General features: G+C 44.6%; 18 protein-coding genes. 16 read left to right on the top strand and 2 right to left on the bottom strand.

The features are described 5' to 3' along the window. Positions 1–73 precede the first annotated feature (73 nt). The 9 genes from R7P67_RS16485 (at position 74) to R7P67_RS16445 (ending at position 9,337) form a co-directional block, all read left to right on the top strand. The gene (locus tag R7P67_RS16485; RefSeq protein WP_020480909.1) at positions 74–250 is read left to right on the top strand and encodes a hypothetical protein; all 177 of its coding nucleotides are present in this window, start codon (positions 74–76) and stop codon (positions 248–250) included. Between the two features lie 271 nt (positions 251–521). Next, positions 522–1,118 (top strand): GTP cyclohydrolase II, encoded by a 597-nt coding sequence (locus tag R7P67_RS16480; RefSeq protein ID WP_025767283.1) that lies wholly within the window; start codon positions 522–524, stop codon positions 1,116–1,118. A gap of 174 nt (positions 1,119–1,292) precedes the next feature. Then, entirely contained in the window at positions 1,293–2,555 is a 1,263-nt protein-coding gene (locus R7P67_RS16475) for an imelysin family protein (protein WP_256902909.1), read from the top strand. 92 nt (positions 2,556–2,647) lie between these two features. Further along, positions 2,648–4,030, top strand: a complete 1,383-nt coding sequence (locus R7P67_RS16470) for a di-heme oxidoredictase family protein (RefSeq protein WP_226083566.1) — start codon at positions 2,648–2,650, stop codon at positions 4,028–4,030. A 10-nt stretch (positions 4,031–4,040) separates the two neighbouring features. Then, positions 4,041–5,078: an imelysin family protein gene (locus R7P67_RS16465; RefSeq protein WP_033905647.1), complete on the top strand. Its 1,038-nt coding sequence runs from the start codon at positions 4,041–4,043 to the stop codon at positions 5,076–5,078. Further along, on the top strand, positions 5,059–6,141 hold the full coding sequence (locus R7P67_RS16460) for a DUF1513 domain-containing protein (protein WP_256902908.1): 1,083 nt from the start codon (positions 5,059–5,061) through the stop codon (positions 6,139–6,141). Before R7P67_RS16465 ends, R7P67_RS16460 begins: the two co-directional genes overlap by 20 nt. A 153-nt stretch (positions 6,142–6,294) precedes the next feature. Next, positions 6,295–7,836 (top strand): murein L,D-transpeptidase, encoded by a 1,542-nt coding sequence (locus R7P67_RS16455; RefSeq protein ID WP_005376852.1) that lies wholly within the window; start codon positions 6,295–6,297, stop codon positions 7,834–7,836. A gap of 166 nt (positions 7,837–8,002) precedes the next feature. Then, complete coding sequence (locus tag R7P67_RS16450) at positions 8,003–8,551, top strand: DUF882 domain-containing protein (protein ID WP_031778936.1); 549 nt, start codon at positions 8,003–8,005, stop codon at positions 8,549–8,551. Positions 8,552–8,680: 129 nt separating this feature from the next. Beyond that, positions 8,681–9,337, top strand: a complete 657-nt coding sequence (locus R7P67_RS16445) for an MBL fold metallo-hydrolase (RefSeq protein ID WP_005376855.1) — start codon at positions 8,681–8,683, stop codon at positions 9,335–9,337. Positions 9,338–9,355: 18 nt separating this feature from the next. Here the strand turns inward: R7P67_RS16445 and R7P67_RS16440 are convergent, their stop codons facing one another. After that, positions 9,356–10,021 (bottom strand): DUF2982 domain-containing protein, encoded by a 666-nt coding sequence (locus R7P67_RS16440; protein ID WP_262653459.1) that lies wholly within the window; start codon positions 10,019–10,021, stop codon positions 9,356–9,358. Positions 10,022–10,294: 273 nt separating this feature from the next. Between R7P67_RS16440 and R7P67_RS16435 the strand changes: the two genes are divergently transcribed. The 6 genes from R7P67_RS16435 to R7P67_RS16410 all read left to right on the top strand — a co-directional run bounded on the left by R7P67_RS16435 (position 10,295) and on the right by R7P67_RS16410 (position 16,297). After that, positions 10,295–10,699 carry a hypothetical protein gene (locus R7P67_RS16435; protein ID WP_005376863.1) on the top strand — a complete coding sequence of 135 codons (405 nt, stop codon included), beginning with the start codon at positions 10,295–10,297 and terminating at the stop codon, positions 10,697–10,699. A 414-nt stretch (positions 10,700–11,113) separates the two neighbouring features. Then, positions 11,114–12,205, top strand: coding sequence for a TRAP transporter substrate-binding protein (locus tag R7P67_RS16430; protein ID WP_017636112.1), 1,092 nt, complete (start codon positions 11,114–11,116; stop codon positions 12,203–12,205). A 115-nt stretch (positions 12,206–12,320) separates the two neighbouring features. Next, a complete protein-coding gene (locus tag R7P67_RS16425; protein ID WP_005376869.1) occupies positions 12,321–12,860 on the top strand; it encodes a TRAP transporter small permease subunit in 540 nt (179 codons plus the stop codon). A gap of 12 nt (positions 12,861–12,872) precedes the next feature. Then, positions 12,873–14,159 (top strand): TRAP transporter large permease subunit, encoded by a 1,287-nt coding sequence (locus tag R7P67_RS16420; RefSeq protein ID WP_005376871.1) that lies wholly within the window; start codon positions 12,873–12,875, stop codon positions 14,157–14,159. Between the two features lie 151 nt (positions 14,160–14,310). After that, positions 14,311–15,666, top strand: coding sequence for a cache domain-containing protein (locus R7P67_RS16415; RefSeq protein WP_005386831.1), 1,356 nt, complete (start codon positions 14,311–14,313; stop codon positions 15,664–15,666). Continuing rightward, complete coding sequence (locus R7P67_RS16410) at positions 15,659–16,297, top strand: response regulator (RefSeq protein ID WP_005376875.1); 639 nt, start codon at positions 15,659–15,661, stop codon at positions 16,295–16,297. The genes R7P67_RS16415 and R7P67_RS16410 overlap by 8 nt, the downstream gene beginning before the upstream one ends. 40 nt (positions 16,298–16,337) lie before the next feature. Here R7P67_RS16410 and R7P67_RS16405 read toward each other — a convergent pair whose 3' ends face one another. Beyond that, the gene (locus tag R7P67_RS16405; protein WP_005376877.1) at positions 16,338–16,814 is read right to left on the bottom strand and encodes a MarR family winged helix-turn-helix transcriptional regulator; all 477 of its coding nucleotides are present in this window, start codon (positions 16,812–16,814) and stop codon (positions 16,338–16,340) included. A 388-nt stretch (positions 16,815–17,202) separates the two neighbouring features. Here R7P67_RS16405 and R7P67_RS16400 point away from each other — a divergent pair, with 388 nt between their 5' ends. After that, entirely contained in the window at positions 17,203–18,774 is a 1,572-nt protein-coding gene (locus R7P67_RS16400; protein ID WP_005376879.1) for a BCCT family transporter, read from the top strand. The last annotated feature ends 80 nt before the right edge of the window (positions 18,775–18,854 follow it).

Genomic DNA, 18,854 nt, shown 5'->3' with positions numbered 1-18,854 from the left:
TGAAGTTTCCAGTATAAAGAAAATAAAAATTTTGAGCTGGATAAGTAATAAAAGAACGAAATAGGTGCACGCAGTGGATTCAGTTATATTACAACTTAAAAAAGACTTCTATTCGCAGATTCGTGCATTGCAATCACCGAACCTGCCTCAAGTTACTTCAACGCTCGCCGTGTTGACCGACGAGGAAATCCAAGAACTCGAAGCAGTTTGGATTGAACTCGCCGTTTGGAAGCGCAGTCAGACCCATTAAAAGATAGACCAAACGACCTTCTTGAAACCCCAGACAAAATTTGTCTGGGGTTTTTTATTGTAGTTTTTTTAAATTGTTATAATATAACAATTGTTCAGTTGGAGAGTGGTTCTCTTTTACTGTCTTGAGTGGATAACTGCCCTCAATTGTGATCTCTATATTGCAAAATGCGGTATCAGTCCCCATAGTTGAAGAGCAACGAGTAAATCCCATGAATGCAATAACGAAAACGCATCAAGCGCATCAAGCAATAAATCGAGTGAGTATAGATATGGCGGAAGTACGTGCCAGAGTAGATTTTAAAGTCGGGGCAAAAAGTAACATTGATGCCGAAATTCTGTCTTTCCATGGTCTGAAGACAGACAAAGAGCATGTTGCTATTATCTTTAAACAAGCGGACCAAACTCAGGACATGCCTTTAGTTCGTATGCACTCTGAGTGTTTGACAGGCGATGTGTTCCACTCTTCACGCTGTGACTGTGGTGAGCAACTAGAAGAGACGATCAATCGCATGGGCGAGTCCGGTGGTATCATCTTGTATCTCCGTCAGGAAGGTCGTGGTATTGGTTTGTACAATAAGATCGATGCATACCGCTTACAAAGCCAGGGCATGAACACGTACGAAGCTAACAACCATTTGGGCTTTGATGATGACCTGCGTGATTTCACAGAAGCAGCACAAATGCTAGAAGCTTTAGGCGTGAATAAGATCCGCCTCGTGACGAACAACCCTAAGAAAATTCGTGAGTTATCTGAGTACGGAATTGAAATTGGCGAGGTTGTCAATACCTCTGCACATATCAAAGATGGCAACGAAAATTATCTGAAGGCAAAAGTCTCTCACGGAAAACATGACCTAAAGGTTTAATCCTAAAGATAAAACTGACAATAAAGTCTGTGAAAAACCTCATTTTTATGAGGTTTTTTTGTATCTGGAGTTGCAAATAAATTGTAAATTTGTATTATCTCGAGACTAAAGTGCAAATAAGAATAATTAGCACTACCAATACGATAATTGAAAAGCTCAACAAGGATGCTTCAGATGAATGCAAAAAAAGTTTTAGTCCAATCTATTGCTGCATCACTCCTCATTGCCAGTGGTTCTACCGTTGCTGCCACAGTAACTAAACAACAAGTAGTCGAACATTACGCGGACGTTGCCCATGCTGTATTTGCTGATTCAGTAACAACAGCGAAAGCGCTTGATGTGAAAATCGACGAATTTCTACAATCACCATCAGCGAAAAAGCTTGAAGAAGTAAAACAAGCTTGGCTAGATTCTCGCGTGCCTTACCAACAGTCTGAAGTTTTCCGTTTTGGTAACGCGATTGTTGATGATTGGGAAGGTCAGCTGAACGCATGGCCACTTGATGAAGGTTTGATTGACTACGTAGCGGCTGATTACCAATACGAATTGGGTAACGAGGGCGCTGCTGCCAACATCATCGCGAACACTAGCCTACAGATCGGTGCTTCTAAACTGGACGTTTCAAAAATCACTCCAGAATTGCTAGCGGATCTAAACGAAGTAGGCGGTTCTGAGGCAAACGTTGCATCAGGTTACCACGCGATTGAATTCTTACTTTGGGGTCAAGACCTAAACGGTACTAACGCGGGTGCAGGTCAACGTGCTTACACTGATTTCGTTGTGGGTTCTGAGTGTACGAATAGCCATTGTGAGCGTCGTGGAGAGTACCTAAAAGCAGCCGCTGATCTACTGGTTCAAGACCTTGAGTGGATGGAAAAGCAGTGGTCTGCTGAAGTAAAAGGTAACTACCGTGAAGAGCTACTGAACGACTCAGCGGACAATGGTCTACGTAAGATGCTATTCGGCATGGGTTCTCTTTCTCTAGGTGAGCTAGCGGGTGAGCGCATGAAAGTGGCACTAGAAGCGAACTCAACTGAAGACGAGCACGATTGTTTCTCAGACAACACGCATAATTCTCACTACTACAACGAGCAAGGCATCTACAACGTTTACACAGGTACATACAAAGGTGTAAACGGCAAAGAGCTATCTGGTCCAAGTATTGCTGATCTTGTTGCTCAAAAAGATAAGAAAGCCGCGACCGACATTCAAAAGCAGTTTGATACAACACTTAGCCAAGTTGGTGAGCTAGTGACTTCTGCAGAGAAGAATAACCAGCATTTTGACCAACTTATTGCGGCGGGTAACGCACAAGGCAACGCGCTGGTAAACGACACCATCATGTCGTTGGTAGCGCAAACTGGTGCGATTGAGCGAGCGGCAAACATTGTCGGCATCGACAGCCTAAGCCCTGATACTGCTGACCACGAGTTTTAATAAGAAAACCATAATAAATAAGGGCTCTTTGTGAGCCCTTTTGCCGTTTGAGCTCGTTGTTATCACCCTTGTTGTCTATGTAGAGCAATGATATGAAGCCATACCTAATTTCTGCGCTAGCCGCGATCCTTTCTTCTTCTGCCATGGCTTACGATGTTAAGTCTGGTGGCAAAACCAGTGTTAAAAAAGATGGCGCGAATGCCTATTCTCTTCCTGCTGCCAACCTGCCGATGAGCAAACGCCTAGATTTTAGTGTGGGTAACAGCTTTTTCCGCAACCCTTGGGTACAAGCGCCAGCGTCAACAGACGCTCGTGATGGCCTAGGTCCGCTTTTTAACACCAATGGTTGTCAGAACTGTCACATCAAAGACGGTCGTGGTCATCCGCCAGAGAAAGATGATTTACATGCCGTGTCTATGTTAGTGCGCTTAAGCATTCCTGCGATGACGCCAGAACAAAAGAAAGCCTACATCAAAGACGGTGGCATACCTGAGCCGACTTATGGTGGCCAGCTTCAAGATTTCGCCCTGCAGGATCAAACGCCAGAAGGCAAAATCGAAATCACTTACACCGATGTCCCAGTGAAATTTAAAGACGGTACGACGGTGACACTAAGAAAACCTCATTTGAACATTACCGAACTGGGTTACGGCGATATGCACCCAGATACCGAGTTCTCAGCACGCGTGGCACCGCCAATGATCGGCCTTGGTTTGTTAGAGAGTATTCCCGACGAAACGCTACTTGCTTGGGCTGATGAACAAGATGCCGACAAAGACGGTATCTCAGGCAAAGTAAATAAGGTGTGGGATATTGAGAAGGACGACTTCTCGATTGGTCGCTTTGGCTGGAAAGCAGGACAACCGACGCTAATGCAGCAAAATGCAGCAGCATTTAATGGTGATGTGGGTCTTACGAGCCATTTATTCCCAAATGAAAACTGTACCTCGAAACAAAGCATTTGTGACGACATGCCAAATGGCGGCAAACCTGAAGTGAGTGAAAATATTCTCGACTTCGTAGAGTTTTACAGCCAACACTTAGCCGTACCTATTCGCCGTAACGTCAATGATCCTAACGTGAAACTTGGTCAGCAAATCTTTGCTGCGTCTGGCTGTGAAAGCTGCCACAAGACCAGTGTTAAAACGGCGAAACGACCAGAGTTACCAGCGCTTTCTGAGCAGCTTATCCACCCATACACCGACATGCTTTTGCATGACATGGGTGAAGGCTTAGCCGATAACCGTCCGGAATATCAAGCAAACGGCCGCGAGTGGCGAACAGCACCGCTATGGGGCATTGGTTATACCGAAGAAGTAAACGGACATACTTACTTCTTACATGATGGTCGAGCTCGTAACCTGATGGAAGCAGTGTTGTGGCACGGCGGCGAAGCTGAAACTGCGAAACAAAATGTTTTAGCTCTGAACAAAAAAGAACGTGATGCTCTCATTGCGTTTCTGAACTCTCTATAAGGACCTAACCATGAAAAAGACACTGTTAGTGAGTGCGATTGCCGCAACGTTAAGTTTGGTTGGTTGCCAATCGACCATCGGTTCGAGCTCTGCCAAGCCTGAGAGTACAAGCCATATTTCTCAAAGCGTGTACGAGGTCGAGTTTCAATCAGCTCAGACGTTTTTAGCGCAAACCACAGAACTTGAACAGCGCTTCGCGGATTACTGCGCATCAGAGTCGAAAGATGATGCACAAGTAAAACAGCAGTGGCATCAAACTATGCTTGCGTGGATGGCATTACAAGGTCAAGAACGTGGCCCTGCTACGGCATTGGAGCAAAGCTGGAATGTTCAGTTTTGGCCAGATAAAAAGAACACGACTGGTCGTAAAATGTCTGTACTGACGAAATCTGATCAAGCTTGGAGTGCAGAAGATATCTCCACCCAAAGTGTCACCGTGCAAGGTTTAGGGGCTCTGGAATGGCTGCTTTACGATAAAGCGTCGACCTTATCTAGCAACAGCAATACCTGTGTGACAGGCGTAGCGATTGCAGAAAACCTCGATAACAAAGCGCAGATCATCGCGGATTCTTGGGCAGAGAACCCTTGGAAATCGCTAGAGATGACGGAATGGGAGTCTGAGTACATTTCACTGCTCTCGAATCAGCTTGAATACAGCATGAAGAAGTTGAGCCGACCGCTAGCGAAGATTGGTAAGCCTCGCCCGTATTTCTCAGAATCGTGGCGTTCAGAGACCTCGCTTTCAAACTTAAAAGCCAACCTTCAAGGGATGGAAGCGTTGTACTTTGCTAACGGGAATGGTCTAGATGCGCTACTTAGAGAGCAAGGCCATGCAGATCTCGCAGACCGTGTCGTTCATCAGTTTGAAATGGCGTTAGAAACTTGGCCAGAGGATAAGAGCTTGTTTGCTGCACTACAAACAAAAGAAGGCTATCGCATGGTGCTCGCTCAATACAACAAGCTAGAGCAATTGAAGTACCTGATTCACGAAGAAGTGGCGATCGAGCTTGGCGTAGTTATAGGATTTAATGCAACCGATGGTGACTGATCAAACCCGCCGAACTTTGCTGAAAGCCGCTCTATTCGGGGCGGCTACACCTATGATGCCATTTGGTTGTTCTTCAACAAGCTCACGTGAGCCTGCGTTGATCGGCTGCTCTATCATTGGCCGAGATAAATATGCAGCGGTGGTGGCGGATGAGCATGGTATGCCGCTATCTTCATTGCCGATTCCTGAGCGTGGTCACGGTGTGGCAACCAACCAACAAGGCCACGCCGTAGTTTTTGGTCGTCGACCAGGTACTTTCTTCATGGTATTTGATTATCGCTCAGGGCAGATGATCAAACTGCAACTAGCAAAGTCAAATCGTCATTTCTATGGGCATGGCGTTTACTCCCACGATGGCACGTTGCTATTTGCCACAGAAGGGGAGAGGGGGACAAGTCGTGGGATCATTGGTGTTTATGATGTGCAGAAGCAATATCAAAAAATCGATGAGTTAACGGGTTTTGGTCTTGGTCCTCATGAAGTGATCATGATGCCTGATGGCGCATTAGCGATTGGCGTCGGTGGCGTACACACCAACGGCCGTGAACCTCTCAATCTTGATAGCATGAGACCGAGTCTGAGTTACCTTTCACAGGAAGGGGAGCTATTGGATCAAGTGTCTTTACCGGATCATAAGTTGAGTATTCGCCATTTAGCTCATGATGGTGCGGAAACCGTGCTTTGTGGTCAGCAATATCGTGGTGAGCCGGACGAGTATCCAGCCTTGATCGCCATGCACACGCGTGGTGGTGAAATGCAAGATCTTCAAGCTGAGCCTGAAGAGTGGGCGCGTTTCAATCACTACGTTGCGAGTATTGCAGCAACCGATGAATGGATCTTAGCCACTTCCCCTCCGGGCAGTTGTTATGGTATGTGGTCTAAATCTACGGGCAAATTGGTAGAGCTAAGTGCGTTACCAGACGCCTCTGGTGTTGTGGTCTATGGCGATGAGTTCCGAGTCAGCTCTGGGGCGGGAAAAGTGGTAGAGCAAAGACCAGAGGAGTCAAAAAGTACCTTCGCAAGCGGAGTGCAATGGGACAACCATTGGTCGAGAATTATCTAGAAAGATCATTGAGTAATTACTTATAGAGAGTTTTGTTGTCGTTTTCGGCATCAGATTCTTAATTTTAAACCTGCAAGCTGTGAGATATTTGCCATACTTTTTATTATGGCAAGTAGCGCAAGGATCATTTCAGTGTTTGCTAGGGTTTTAATCATGACGGCACTTCTGGTGCCGTTTTGCAGCTTTTCCACCGTCGTTTCTCTCGAAGCTTCAGCGCAAGTCGAGCAAGAGGGAGCGGTACAAAAGCTGTCTGTAGAAAAAATGATCCATTATCCAGAGGTGATTGATCAACTGTATCAAAGCACCAATTACCGTTTGAACTGGGAAAATGAAAGTGATATTGAGCAGTTTCTTTTTCAAGTAAACCTGGTTGCACTTGCGGATGTCACCGATGAATTCGAAAATCAACTTCACCGGATAAACCAAGTAAGGTGGCAGGGAGATAATCTCGACTTCGATTTAGTGATGACAGATTCACTCTTGATGTACCTTAGTTATCTTGAGCAACTCCCCGAAGAAGGGATTAATTGGCTATTTACAGACAAAGCCCATGTTACGTTACCCGCTCCTAGCATCGATACTTTATCGGTTCTGAGTAATGAGATTACGGTTGGCAAACTTGGTCAGTTTTTGGCAAGTCTCCGGTCTCCATTACAAACAGATGATGCTTTCTACTCCGCCTATTCTTCGCTATCGGAACATTCTCAGTACCAATATCCTGCCTATCAACAAACTGGGCTAGCACGTGTTGGCGATATATTGGAAAACAGACCCCTATTGATTGAGCGAATGGAGATCGTAGGCGTAGATGTTTCTTACTTGGATTTAGTCACTGAAGAATATGACGAACAATTAGAGCTTGCGATAAAAGAGTTCCAGCGTATTCATGGTTTGAAAGAAGATGGCGTTATCGGCCCGAATACCATTCGATGGATCAACTTTTCTCCTCAAGAGCGATTGCATCTGTTGGCGTTGAATTCTGAGCGTTCAAGAATTTGGTCGAAAGAAAGGGATAATGTTGTCTTTGTTAACGTGCCTGGATACGAAGTCACGTATTGGCATGACGGTCAACCCTTGTTTGAGTCTAAAGTCGTGGTAGGGAGAGCATCAAGAAAAACGCCCATCATGTCGGTAGCACTGGATTCAGTTATTCTCAACCCTACTTGGAACGTGCCTTGGACTATCATGGTTAAAGACATTATTCCTAAAGTAAAACGTAATCCGATGTATTTGATTAACCATAACATTCAAATCATTCGGTCTTGGACTTCGAACGAAATTATTGACCCTACAACCATCAATTGGGCAACGGTGAATCCGAGAACATTTCCTTATCGTATGCGACAGGCGTCGGGCTTACAAAATGCACTGGGATTGTACAAGTTCAATATGCCTAACCCACAAGCTATTTATTTGCATGACACGCCAAGTAAGAACTTGTTTGAACAGGACAGACGCGCATTCAGCTCAGGATGTGTTCGTGTAGAACATGCAGACCAGCTAGCAGAACTTCTGTTCAAAACTCAGGGGTTGGAAGAACGTTTAGCGAAAAAGCGAGAAAGTTCTCGTCGGTCTAACACGTCAGTTCCTTTGGGAGAGCGCATTCAAGTACACATCATTTATCAAACAGCATGGTTGGAAGAGGGAACGCTTTACTACCGTGATGATATCTATAAGTACGATCACCGCAGTTGAAATCTTTAAGGAAAATTTACAAAACGAAGAATTCTCTTTTCGTTCAATAATTAAACAATAATTACTGCGTCTGAAAATCAAGATGGAGTGTTTTATGCGTTTGACGTGACAAATGTGTTTGGTTAATGTCCACGACTTGTCTAGTTGTTGAGCACTGTATTTTGAAATGGTAAGTCGTAACTTTTCCCGCCGAGATTTCCTTAAAATGACCGCTGGTGGTGTGGTGTTGGCGTCTGCCCTGCCATCATTTTCTTGGGCTTCACTCCCTGACGAGCCACGTGCGCTGGCGATGAACAATCTTAATACTGGAGAGATCCTCGAAACATGCTATTTCGATGGAAAACGATACATTAATGATGAACTTCAAAGGCTGAATGAGTTTTGTCGAGACCATCGACGAAATGAGGTTCATCCCATGGATCGACGCTTGTTCGATCAAATAAGCCAAATTCAAAAGTTAATTGGTACAGAAGCAGAGGTGATCGTCATTTCAGGTTACCGTTCTCCTGCCACTAATGCCTCGCTGCGCAACGGGTCTTCTCGTGTAGCGAAAAAGAGCATGCACATGGAAGGAAAGGCCATTGATTTCCGTTTAGACGGTGTGAAGCTTTCAACAGTTCGTGATGCTGCATTAAGCCTAAAAGCCGGTGGCGTGGGTTATTATCCAGGCAGTAACTTTGTTCATATCGATACGGGTGCTGTTCGTTCTTGGTAGTGCCAGTTGAGACAAGGTTTCTAGTCTCAGAACGTCGTCGATTACCCACAGTTCAAAGCTTGAAGTCGCTAGGCCTTAGTGTCATAGTTGCGGCAGTTTTCACGCAAATTTATTCGGTATAGGTTATCTATGGCTCTGAAATACCAAGTTGTTCCAGTAACATCTTTCTCTCAAAACTGTTCTATTGTCTGGTGTGACGAAACCATGAAAGGTATTGTGGTTGACCCAGGCGGCGATGAAAAGCAGCTCGCTATGCTTATCAAAGAGCTGGGTGTTGACGTGGTAAACCTAGTGCTAACACACGGTCACTTGGACCACGTAGGTGGCACGGAGCCGCTGTCTGCACTGCTTGGCGGTACAGAGATTGTTGGCCCTCACAAGGCAGATAACTTCTGGTTGCAAGGTTTGGAAGGTCAGAGCCAAATGTTTGGTTTCCCGCTGACAGAAGCGTTTGAACCGCACCAATGGCTAAATGAGGGTGACACTGTCACTTTTGGTAATCAAGTGCTGAATGTATTCCACACACCTGGTCATACACCTGGTCACGTTGTGCTTTACAGTGAAGAAGCGCGTTTAGCGTTTGTGGGTGACGTTTTGTTTAACGGTAGCATTGGTCGAACTGACTTCCCACAAGGTGATTTCAATACGTTGATTAGCTCTATCAAAGAGAAATTGTGGCCTTTAGGCAATGATGTCACGTTTGTCCCTGGTCACGGCCCTCAATCGACTTTCGGTCATGAGCGTAAAACTAACCCGTTCGTTGCTGACGAGATGCCGCTTTACTAAAAGTGCGTGTACTAAGCATTATTCTGGCTCGGCGGCAGCTAAGTATCGCCGAGTCAGTCCCACAAAATCCTCAGCCTCACGATCTAGATCACTTGCTGATATAAATAGATCATAGCCATAAAAGCCTCTCTGATACTTCATCCGGTTGGCGAGCATCGCTAACAAACCTTTGTACTCAATCCCATCTCTGTTTATATACGGTTTAGGGTCAAGCACCATATCCTCAAACTTATCTTCACACTGATTTTGTTTTGCGCCTAAGTAAAGCAGTGCTCGCTGGCTGAGGAGAATTTCTGTCGCTATACGAGGGCAGATTGAATTTAAGTAGGGTGAGTAGTGTTTTAGACGAATACCGATCCAAGGTAGCGGTTGGTGCCACCCTTCCTGTTGGTAGCTACAAATACCGATTGACTCAATATTTCGCCATCTGACGACCCAACCCCCTTTAAAAAGGTGTTGCTGAAAGTGAGAAGCTGTCAGCGTAAAAGTGACTTGGCTTTTCTTAATCATCAAGATGGCGAAACCAACGATTGCAGACATCAAAATGACCGACAACATGGCTTGCTTCCATCCCGGAGAAATGGCAACCAAAAACCAAGTGATGAGTGCAACGAGTAACAAAAGTATTCTGTTGATAGGGGAGTCGGGTTTGAAATGTGAATTTGTTAGGTGCAGCGTTTCCATGCTTATAACCTCATCGAATACTTGTTCAAAAATGAGTGGGCAGCTTTATGTGCATTGACTTGCATTTAAAATAAAACAAACCTCTGTTTTTATACCCAGTATTCAATAAATCCGTTCATAAAATATCTGATTAAATAGTAGACGTTCTATGCTTTGAGCGCATTTTTCATCGCGTTTCGCCGCTAAAACCTACAAATTGCTTGTGAATTTTGGTATAAAACGCGCTTCAAATTTTCATCCCTGCTGAGATGCAGTGAACTGGAGAAATATTCAATGAGACTTGCTCATAAGCGTAAAGTGCAGATGAAACTGCAAAAACGCATTAAAGCGACAGTAGCAAACTTAGCTGCAGCACCTAAAGCAGTGAAGCCTGTTGCGGAAAAAGCAGTAGCACCTTCTGTTGCTGAAAAAGCTGTTGCGGAGAAAGTAGTAGCTGATAAAAAAGTAGCTGCAGTGAAAACAGTTGATGTTGCCCTTACTCCTAAGCAACAACAAGTATTAGACATCGTTATGGCGAATGCTGAAGGTATTAACCCTAAAGGCATCGGTCTAGCTGCAGGTCAAGAAGATACTAAAGCGGCATCATGGGCTACTGGCGCACTAAAGAAGCTTCTTGAAGAAAACCTAGTTCAAAAAGAGCAGTTAGCAGGTAACAAAGTTATCTACAAAGCAGTTTAATTACCGCTACCGTTCTAGATTGAATACCTCGGCCGATGCCGAGGTATTTTTTTATCTTGGTATTGGAAATAATGCATTAAGTACTCACTTTAACACTGCCAATAAGTGGTTTGTCACATTTTCTTAAATACTATGTAAATTTTTTGGCAGAAAAATACGTACGTATTGTCTTTTATTTTTATTCATAGATAAAAATATAATTTATTGATTTTGCTATTAACAGTCTTTTTTCATGACGGTTGTCCTACGTACTTGTACGTAATACCTTAGGCTAATGCCTTATTGATGAATCACTCGCTTCCGTGTTCATGCCCATTTCGCATTAGAAAACATTGTTACATCTTTTATACCGAATACAGCCAATCCTAATGAAATGGATGACAACAATAACCTTGGTGATAAAGGACGTGAACGATGAGTCTAATCCAAAAATCTTTAAAACGAGTGCTCAAAACAACCGCTGTCGCTGCCGCGATGGCACTCGCGGCGACTTCTGTAAACGCTGCTGAAAAAGTCTATCGTTTAAAGCTTGCTGAAACTTGGGGGCCTAATTTCCCAATTTTTGGTGATACCACAAAAAACATGGCCAAAATGGCGGAAGAGATGTCCAACGGACGTTTGCAAATCCGCATTGATTCCGCAAACAAGCATAAAGCGCCTTTTGGGGTGTTTGATATGGTTAAGTCGGGTCAGTATGACATGGGTCACTCAGCGTCTTATTACTGGAAGGGTAAGGTTCCAAACACACTTTACTTCACTTCTATGCCCTTCGGTATGTTGCCAACTGAGCAGTATGCATGGTTTTACTACGGCGGTGGTATGGAGCTGATGGAAAAAGTGTACTCTCCACATAACTTGATGTCTTTCCCTGGCGGTAATACCGATACTCAGATGGGCGGGTGGTTCCAAAAAGAGATCAAGTCCGTCGAGGACTTACAGGGTTTGAAAATGCGGATCCCAGGGTTTGCTGGTGAGATTTTGGCTGAATTAGGTGCCAAGCCAACGAATATCGCCCCTGGTGAGCTATATACCTCTCTAGAGCGTCGCACAATTGATGCCCTGGAATGGGTTGGTCCATCGCTGGATCTACGTATGGGCTTCCACAAAATCGCGCCTTACTACTACACAGGTTGGCATGAGCCAGCGACTGAGCTTCAGTTCCTCGTTAACAAGCGCACCTGGAACCGTCTACCTGATGATCTAAAAGCGATTTTGCAAGTAGCCATGAAAACGGCCGCTTACGATATGTACACGCAATCGAAACACGAAAGCGGCAAAAACTGGGCATCTATTAAGTCTGAATACCCAAATGTTGAAGTAAAAGATTTCCCACCTGAAGTCGTAGCTGCGTTGCGAGAAGCAAACGATCGTTTGTTGAAAGAACATGCAGAAAAAGATGCTTTGGCGAAAGAGATTCAAGAGTCGCAAGCGAACTATATGAATCAAGTTCGACCATGGTCAGATATTTCGCACCGAGCGTACTTAAACAGTCAAGCTCAACAATAACGTTATGAAGCAGGCGACGCTGAGAGGTTTAGCCTGCTATCGAAGCCCAAGAAAACTTCATAATGAATGCTCCGCACCATAGCGGAGCGCATCTAAACGTTCCACGGAGTTCGGAATGAGAAGTCTTATTTATATTGAGCGATTATTTAACCGCTTTAGCGATTTTCTCGGATGGTTATCCAGCATCCTGTTTATTTTGTTGTTAGCAAACGTTGTGTACGACGTTGTCATGCGTTACGTGTTTAATGATGTGTCTATCGCATTCCAAGAAATGGAATGGCATCTATTCTCTGCCGTGTTCTTGCTTGGTGTGCCTTACGCAATTAAGTCCGGTGGCCATGTTCGCGTCGACATTTTTTATGAACGCTTATCTTACAAAGCACAATCCATCATCGACATCATAGGCACACTATTTTTCTTATTCCCTTTTTGCCTACTGGTAGCTTGGTTTGGTATTGATTTCGCCAAGGAAAGTTACGCGTTAGGCGAGACGTCTGGTGACCCAGGTGGCTTACCATATCGTTGGATTATCAAAGCGATGATTCCGCTGTCATTTTTCTTTATGGCGGTGAGTGGTATTGGATTGTTACTTCATTCAATCAACAAAATTGTCAACCCTCATCTCATCTATGCCGGTAATAACGGTAAGTCGTAAAAGGAAGTCATTATGATCGGTATAGTGATGTTTTTTGTTGCGCTCTTTGCGCTTCTATTGGGATTTCCCGTTGCCTTTACTTTTGGTGGTATCGCGCTGATTTTTGGTGTTTGGGCTGAAGGCATCGAGATGTTTGCTTTTATGCCATATCGAATTCAGTCCATTATGGAAAATACGGTGCTAATGGCCGTACCGCTGTTCGTTTTTATGGGGCTAGTGCTACAGAAAACGAAGCTTGCTGAACAGCTACTAGAATCAATGGGGCGTTTGTTCGGTGGCGTTCGCGGTGGTATCGCTATTTCTACCGTGTTAGTTGGCGCATTGCTTGCAGCTTCAACGGGTGTGGTAGGCGCATCAGTTGTTGCGATGGGCTTAATATCTCTTCCTGTGATGCTCAAGTACAATTACGACAAAGGTTTAGCGTGTGGGACTATTTGTGCGTCTGGCACGTTGGGCCAAATTATCCCACCTTCTATCGTGTTGATCTTGTTGGGTGATGTACTTGGCGTACCGGTAGGGGACCTATTTCAAGCTGCGATCTGGCCCGGTATTACACTTGTTGGCGCCTATGTGATCTACATTCTCATCTACGCGAAGTTGAACCCTCAAGCCGCACAGGCGATAGAGCGTGATGAGTCGATCAGTCGTAAACAAGAAGTGCTCACCGCACTGAAAGCTGTATTGCCACCTTTAGCATTGATCATCGTGGTATTGGGCTCCATCTTTGCAGGGATTGCAACACCAACAGAGTCAGCGGCACTGGGCGGTGCAGGTGCGATAATTTTATCGCTATTGTATAAACAGTTTAGTTGGTCGATGATTTATGATGCATCAAAAGAGACAGTTAAGGTAACCGCAATGGTCTTTGCGATCTTACTTGGTGCGACCGCCTTCTCAATGGCATTTACCTACACCGGTGGTGATTATTTAGTTGAAGAGTGGATGTTAGAACTGCCGGGTGAAAAGTGGGGATTCCTTATTATTACCATGGTGGTGATTCTGATTTTAGGTTTCTTTATCGACTTCGTTGAAATCTGTTTTATCATCGTGCCAATTATTGCGCCAGTCGCTGAATTGATGGGCATTAATATGACGTGGTTTGCGATTCTTATTGCGATGAACTTGCAGACGTCGTTCCTCACACCGCCATTTGGCTTTAGTTTGTTCTATCTAAAAGGTGTCGCTCCAGCAGGGGTTACTACGCGTGATATCTACAAAGGTGTGATGCCGTTCATCGCGATTCAGATTGTTGTGTTGGCGTCTTTGCTGTTTTTCCCAGGTTTTTACGGTATGAGTTAATCACTCGATAATAAAGAGATTTTGTGAACTGAGAGTTTTTACCTTTTGAGACAAGTTGTTAAGCTGTTAATTATGTCTATGCAGACACAATCGATTCGTTTGTACTGCTAAGATAGTAAGCTGTAAAGGCAGCGTTTCATGGAGGGAAGGGATGCCTCTCAAAGCAAAGTTAATTCTGCTGACACTGATACCCGTGGTATTGGTGTCAGCGAGTATCAGCTGGATCTCTATCTATCAAACCAAGACCCTTGGCAAAAGGGAGGTAGAGATCTTTCATCAAAACCTGATCCAATCAAAAGAAGCGGCGCTGAAAGATACGGTCGACGTCGCTTTTGACTCCATTTCTTACATCTACAACGATCCGACTTTAGAAGAGAGTGTTGCCAAAACGCGTGTGAAAGCGATTTTAAATCGTTTGAGTTATGGGTCGGACGGCTATTTTTTTGCTTATGATAAATATGGTACCAACCTTGTACACCCAGTTCTTCCGGAGCTTGTCGGGGAAAACTTACTCTATCTTGAAGACGAAAATGGCGATCGCTTAATCGAAGCTCTATTGTATCAAGCGCAATCCGGTGGTGGATTTCATCAGTACCTGTGGCAAAAGCCATCTACGGGTGAAGTTGTCCCTAAGCTTAGTTACGCTGCATGGCTCGATAAGTGGGAATGGATGATAGGGACTGGGCTGTATATTGAGGATGTAAGCCGAGAAGTCGCCAATATGCGCGCGGCGGTGAACAAAAATATCGAAACGACATTTTTCTCAGTCGTCGTGATCTTAGCGGTGACCGTTGCTGTAATCATTGTTCTCACTCTGGCGATCAATCTGCATGAGCATCGCCTCGCTGATAAGAACCTGAAAGAATTGGCACATAAAACCGTGATGTTCCAAGAAGATGAGAAAAAGCATTTAGCGCGAGAACTGCACGATGGAATCAATCAGTTGTTAGTCTCCAGTAAATGTCATTTAGACTTAATGAGTCATAGACTGGAAGACGAAAAACTCAAATCCCACTTAGATAAATCACAACGATCGCTCGTCACCGCGATAAATGAGGTGCGGCATATTTCTCATCAGCTCCGTCCAAGCGCCCTCGATGATATCGGTTTAGAAGCAGCACTGACGACCTTGCTACAGGATTTTCATTCCCATTCCGGGATTGATATCGAGAGCAATTTCGATACTCAGCAGCACAAACTGACTTCGGAAGTCGCAACGACGCTATATCGCGTCGCTCAGGAGTCTTTGAATAACATTGAAAAACATGCGCGAGCGAAAAAAGTAACGGTTACTTTGCAAAAAATGGGCAATATGCTGCAATTACTCATACGTGATGATGGCGTTGGATTTGTGGTTAACCAAGCAGTGCACCAACAAGGGATTGGGTTAAGGAACATGCAAGAGCGTGTAGAGTTCATCGGTGGTGAATTTGAGCTAATGAGTGAGCTTGGCTTGGGAACAGAGATTACTGTGCTGCTTAATTTGGATGAAATAGTTTATGGATAAACCGATTAGTGTAGTGATTGTCGATGATCATCAAGTGGTATTGGATGGCTTCATGGCTCGTTTGGAGTTAGAGCCTGACATCGAAGTGGTGGGTACAGCAAGTAATGGTTTGGAAGCGATAGAGGTCGCAAAGCACTTGCAACCGGACGTCATATTGATGGATATCAGCATGCCTATAATGAACGGTATTGAAGCGACTGGTGTAATTAAAGAAGCGCGCCCAGAGAGCAAAATACTTATGTTGACCATGCACGATAATCGCGAGTACATCATGAAGGTCATGCAAGCTGGTGCCGTAGGATATATGCTCAAGGAAATCTCGGCCGAGAAAATGGTGCAAGCAATAAAAACGGTGAACCAAGGTTCGACGTATTTCTGTGAATCCGTCACACAAACACTCTTTACCCAAGAAGTGGTGCCTGCCACGCAAAAAACGAATCCTCTCAGCCGCAGGGAAGAAGCGGTACTTAAATTAGTTGCTCAAGGAAACAGCAGCAAGAAAATCGCCACTTTACTCAATATTAGTTATCGAACGGTAGAGACGCATCGCCATAACATTAAGCACAAGTTGGACTTACATTCGACGGCGGAGTTAGCAAAATATGCGTTTGAAACTGGGTTGACTGAGTAGGAGAGTAGTGCCCGCAAAAAGCGAGCACGTGGGAGCGAAACTAATCGGCTTTGGTAATGCTACCAAGCTCTAGCATTGGAGCAACATCGATGTCCTCTGCATTCATCATCGTCGAGATGCGTTGAACGGAAGATAGTAGAAGGGATTGCTCCCATTCTTCCAATTTTTGGAATCGATTAATGAAGTGCTCTTGCAGCGGCGTTGGTGCTTGTTTTAAGGCTTCTTGGCCCTTGCTCGTAAGTACAGCATGCACTTTACGCTTGTCTTGAACACTGCGCTGACGCTCAACAAACTGGCCTCGTTCTAGTCTATCTAGAATGGTCGTTGCGGTCGCTTGGCTCATGTTAGTGTGGCTAGACAACTGTTTAATCGTCACGTTATCTAAGTCATTGATAGCGCGCATCAAAATCAACTGTGGAGCAGTCAATCCAGACTCTTTGCTCAGCTTTTTAGAATGTAAATCAATAGCGCGGATGATCTGACGAATCGAGACCAATACTTCTTCGTACTTTTCCAATTTATTCATCCAGTCTGTAGGGAACATTTATCGAGGCGACACTAACTTAAATGCGCCCTTATTTAAAGGGGGGAAATCAAAAATTACCTCTACAATTTTACGCCGTGTCCTCAATACCATTTTGTCGCGCCTTTTCGACAAAATAAGAAGAGCTAAAATTATTATAGCAATAAATGTTTGTGGTCTAATTATTGTAGTAGTGATTTGTTCTATCAAAGGCTGTAACCACACAGTGAAAAGTAAGTTATTGGATTTTTTAATAGCAAAAAGATAGACAAAAACGTGTCAAATGATAGGATCTTGCGCCTTCACGGAATGCAAAACGTATCGTGTTCGAAAGATTTTTTTTGTTTGGTACGTAAAAACACTACAAAAATAGAGAGGAACGATGACAAAGGGTATAGATAAGTACAGTATCGATAGTACCGACTATACGGTAGGTCAGGACAACGTTCAAAAATGGGGTTTTGATGTTCATAACCCAGTTTTTGGTATTAGTGCAGGTTTAATTGCGCTGTTTCTTGTCGCTGCATTAGTTCTAGATGCACATACCGCAAAGACGGCACTTGATGGGCTGAAGTGGAAAATTATTGGTTCATTCGATTGGTTGTTCATTATTGCAGGTAACATTTTCGTTATTTTCTGTTTGGCGCTTATCGTCTCACCAATGGGTAAGATCCGACTAGGTGGTAAAGACGCTGTTGCCGATTACTCGTTTATGTCATGGCTTGCAATGCTATTTGCAGCTGGTATGGGTATCGGTTTAATGTTCTGGAGTGTTGCAGAACCTGTCGCTTACTTCACCGGTTGGTATGAAACGCCACTTGGTGTTGAGGCAAATACACCAGAAGCCGCGAGATTGGCACTGGGTGCAACGATGTTCCACTGGGGCCTTCACCCATGGGCAATTTACGGTGTTGTAGCACTTTCTTTAGCATTCTTTGCCTACAACAAAGGTTTACCGCTATCTATGCGTTCGATCTTCTACCCACTTCTGGGTGATCGTGCATGGGGTTGGGCTGGCCACATTGTGGACATTCTGGCTGTGCTTGCGACTTTATTTGGTCTTGCTACATCCCTAGGTCTAGGTGCGCAGCAAGCAGCAAGTGGTATTCATCACGTATTTGGTGTTGAGCCAGGCCTAGGTCTGCAAATCGTCGTTATTACCGTGGTGACTTTACTTGCTGTTGTTTCAGTCGTACGCGGCATCGATGGTGGTGTTAAAGTCATTAGTAACATCAACATGGTTGTGGCGTTCTTGCTACTTCTCCTTGTTGGTCTTATCGGTTGGGCGGCGAGCCTAGGTTCGATCCCAACCACACTTATGGCATATGTAGAGAATATCATCCCACTAAGTAACCCGTTTGGTCGTACGGACGAAGCTTGGTTCCAAGGCTGGACAGTGTTCTACTGGGCTTGGTGGATTTCATGGTCGCCATTCGTAGGCATGTTCATCGCGCGTGTTTCTCGTGGTCGTACCGTTCGCGAGTTCATCACAGCAGTTCTACTGGTTCCAACTGCGGTTACCGTTGTTTGGATGTCTGTATTTGGTGGTCTGGCGATCGAGCAAGTTGTTGATAAAGTAGGTGAGCTGGGCACAAATGGCTTGACTGACGTATCACTTGCTATGTTCCAAATGTTTGATGTTCTTCCATTTGGTAGCATGCTTTCTATCATCGCTGTTGTGCTGGTACTTGTGTTCTTCATTACGTCTTCTGACTCTGGTTCACTTGTTATCGACAGTATCACGGCAGGTGGTAAAGTCGATGCACCTGTACTTCAACGTGTCTTCTGGGCATTCATGGAAGGTGCAATTGCGGTTGCTCTGCTATGGATTGGTGGCTCCGAGGCGGTTCAAGCTCTTCAGGCCGGTGCCATTTCTACAGCATTGCCATTTACCTTCATTCTGCTTGCAATGTGTGTGAGCTTATTGATGGGTATGCGAACTGAGCGTCAGTAATTCGGCATTTTATAAAACCGTCTGACTAACAATTAATCAAAAGGCCAGCAATTTGCTGGCTTTTTTTGTGCGGTTTTTAT

The sequence above is a fragment of the Vibrio sp. Vb0937 genome (genome assembly GCF_033338855.1).
Note: the sequence above shows the minus strand (reverse complement) of the source record. Positions and strands in the feature narration are given on the sequence as shown.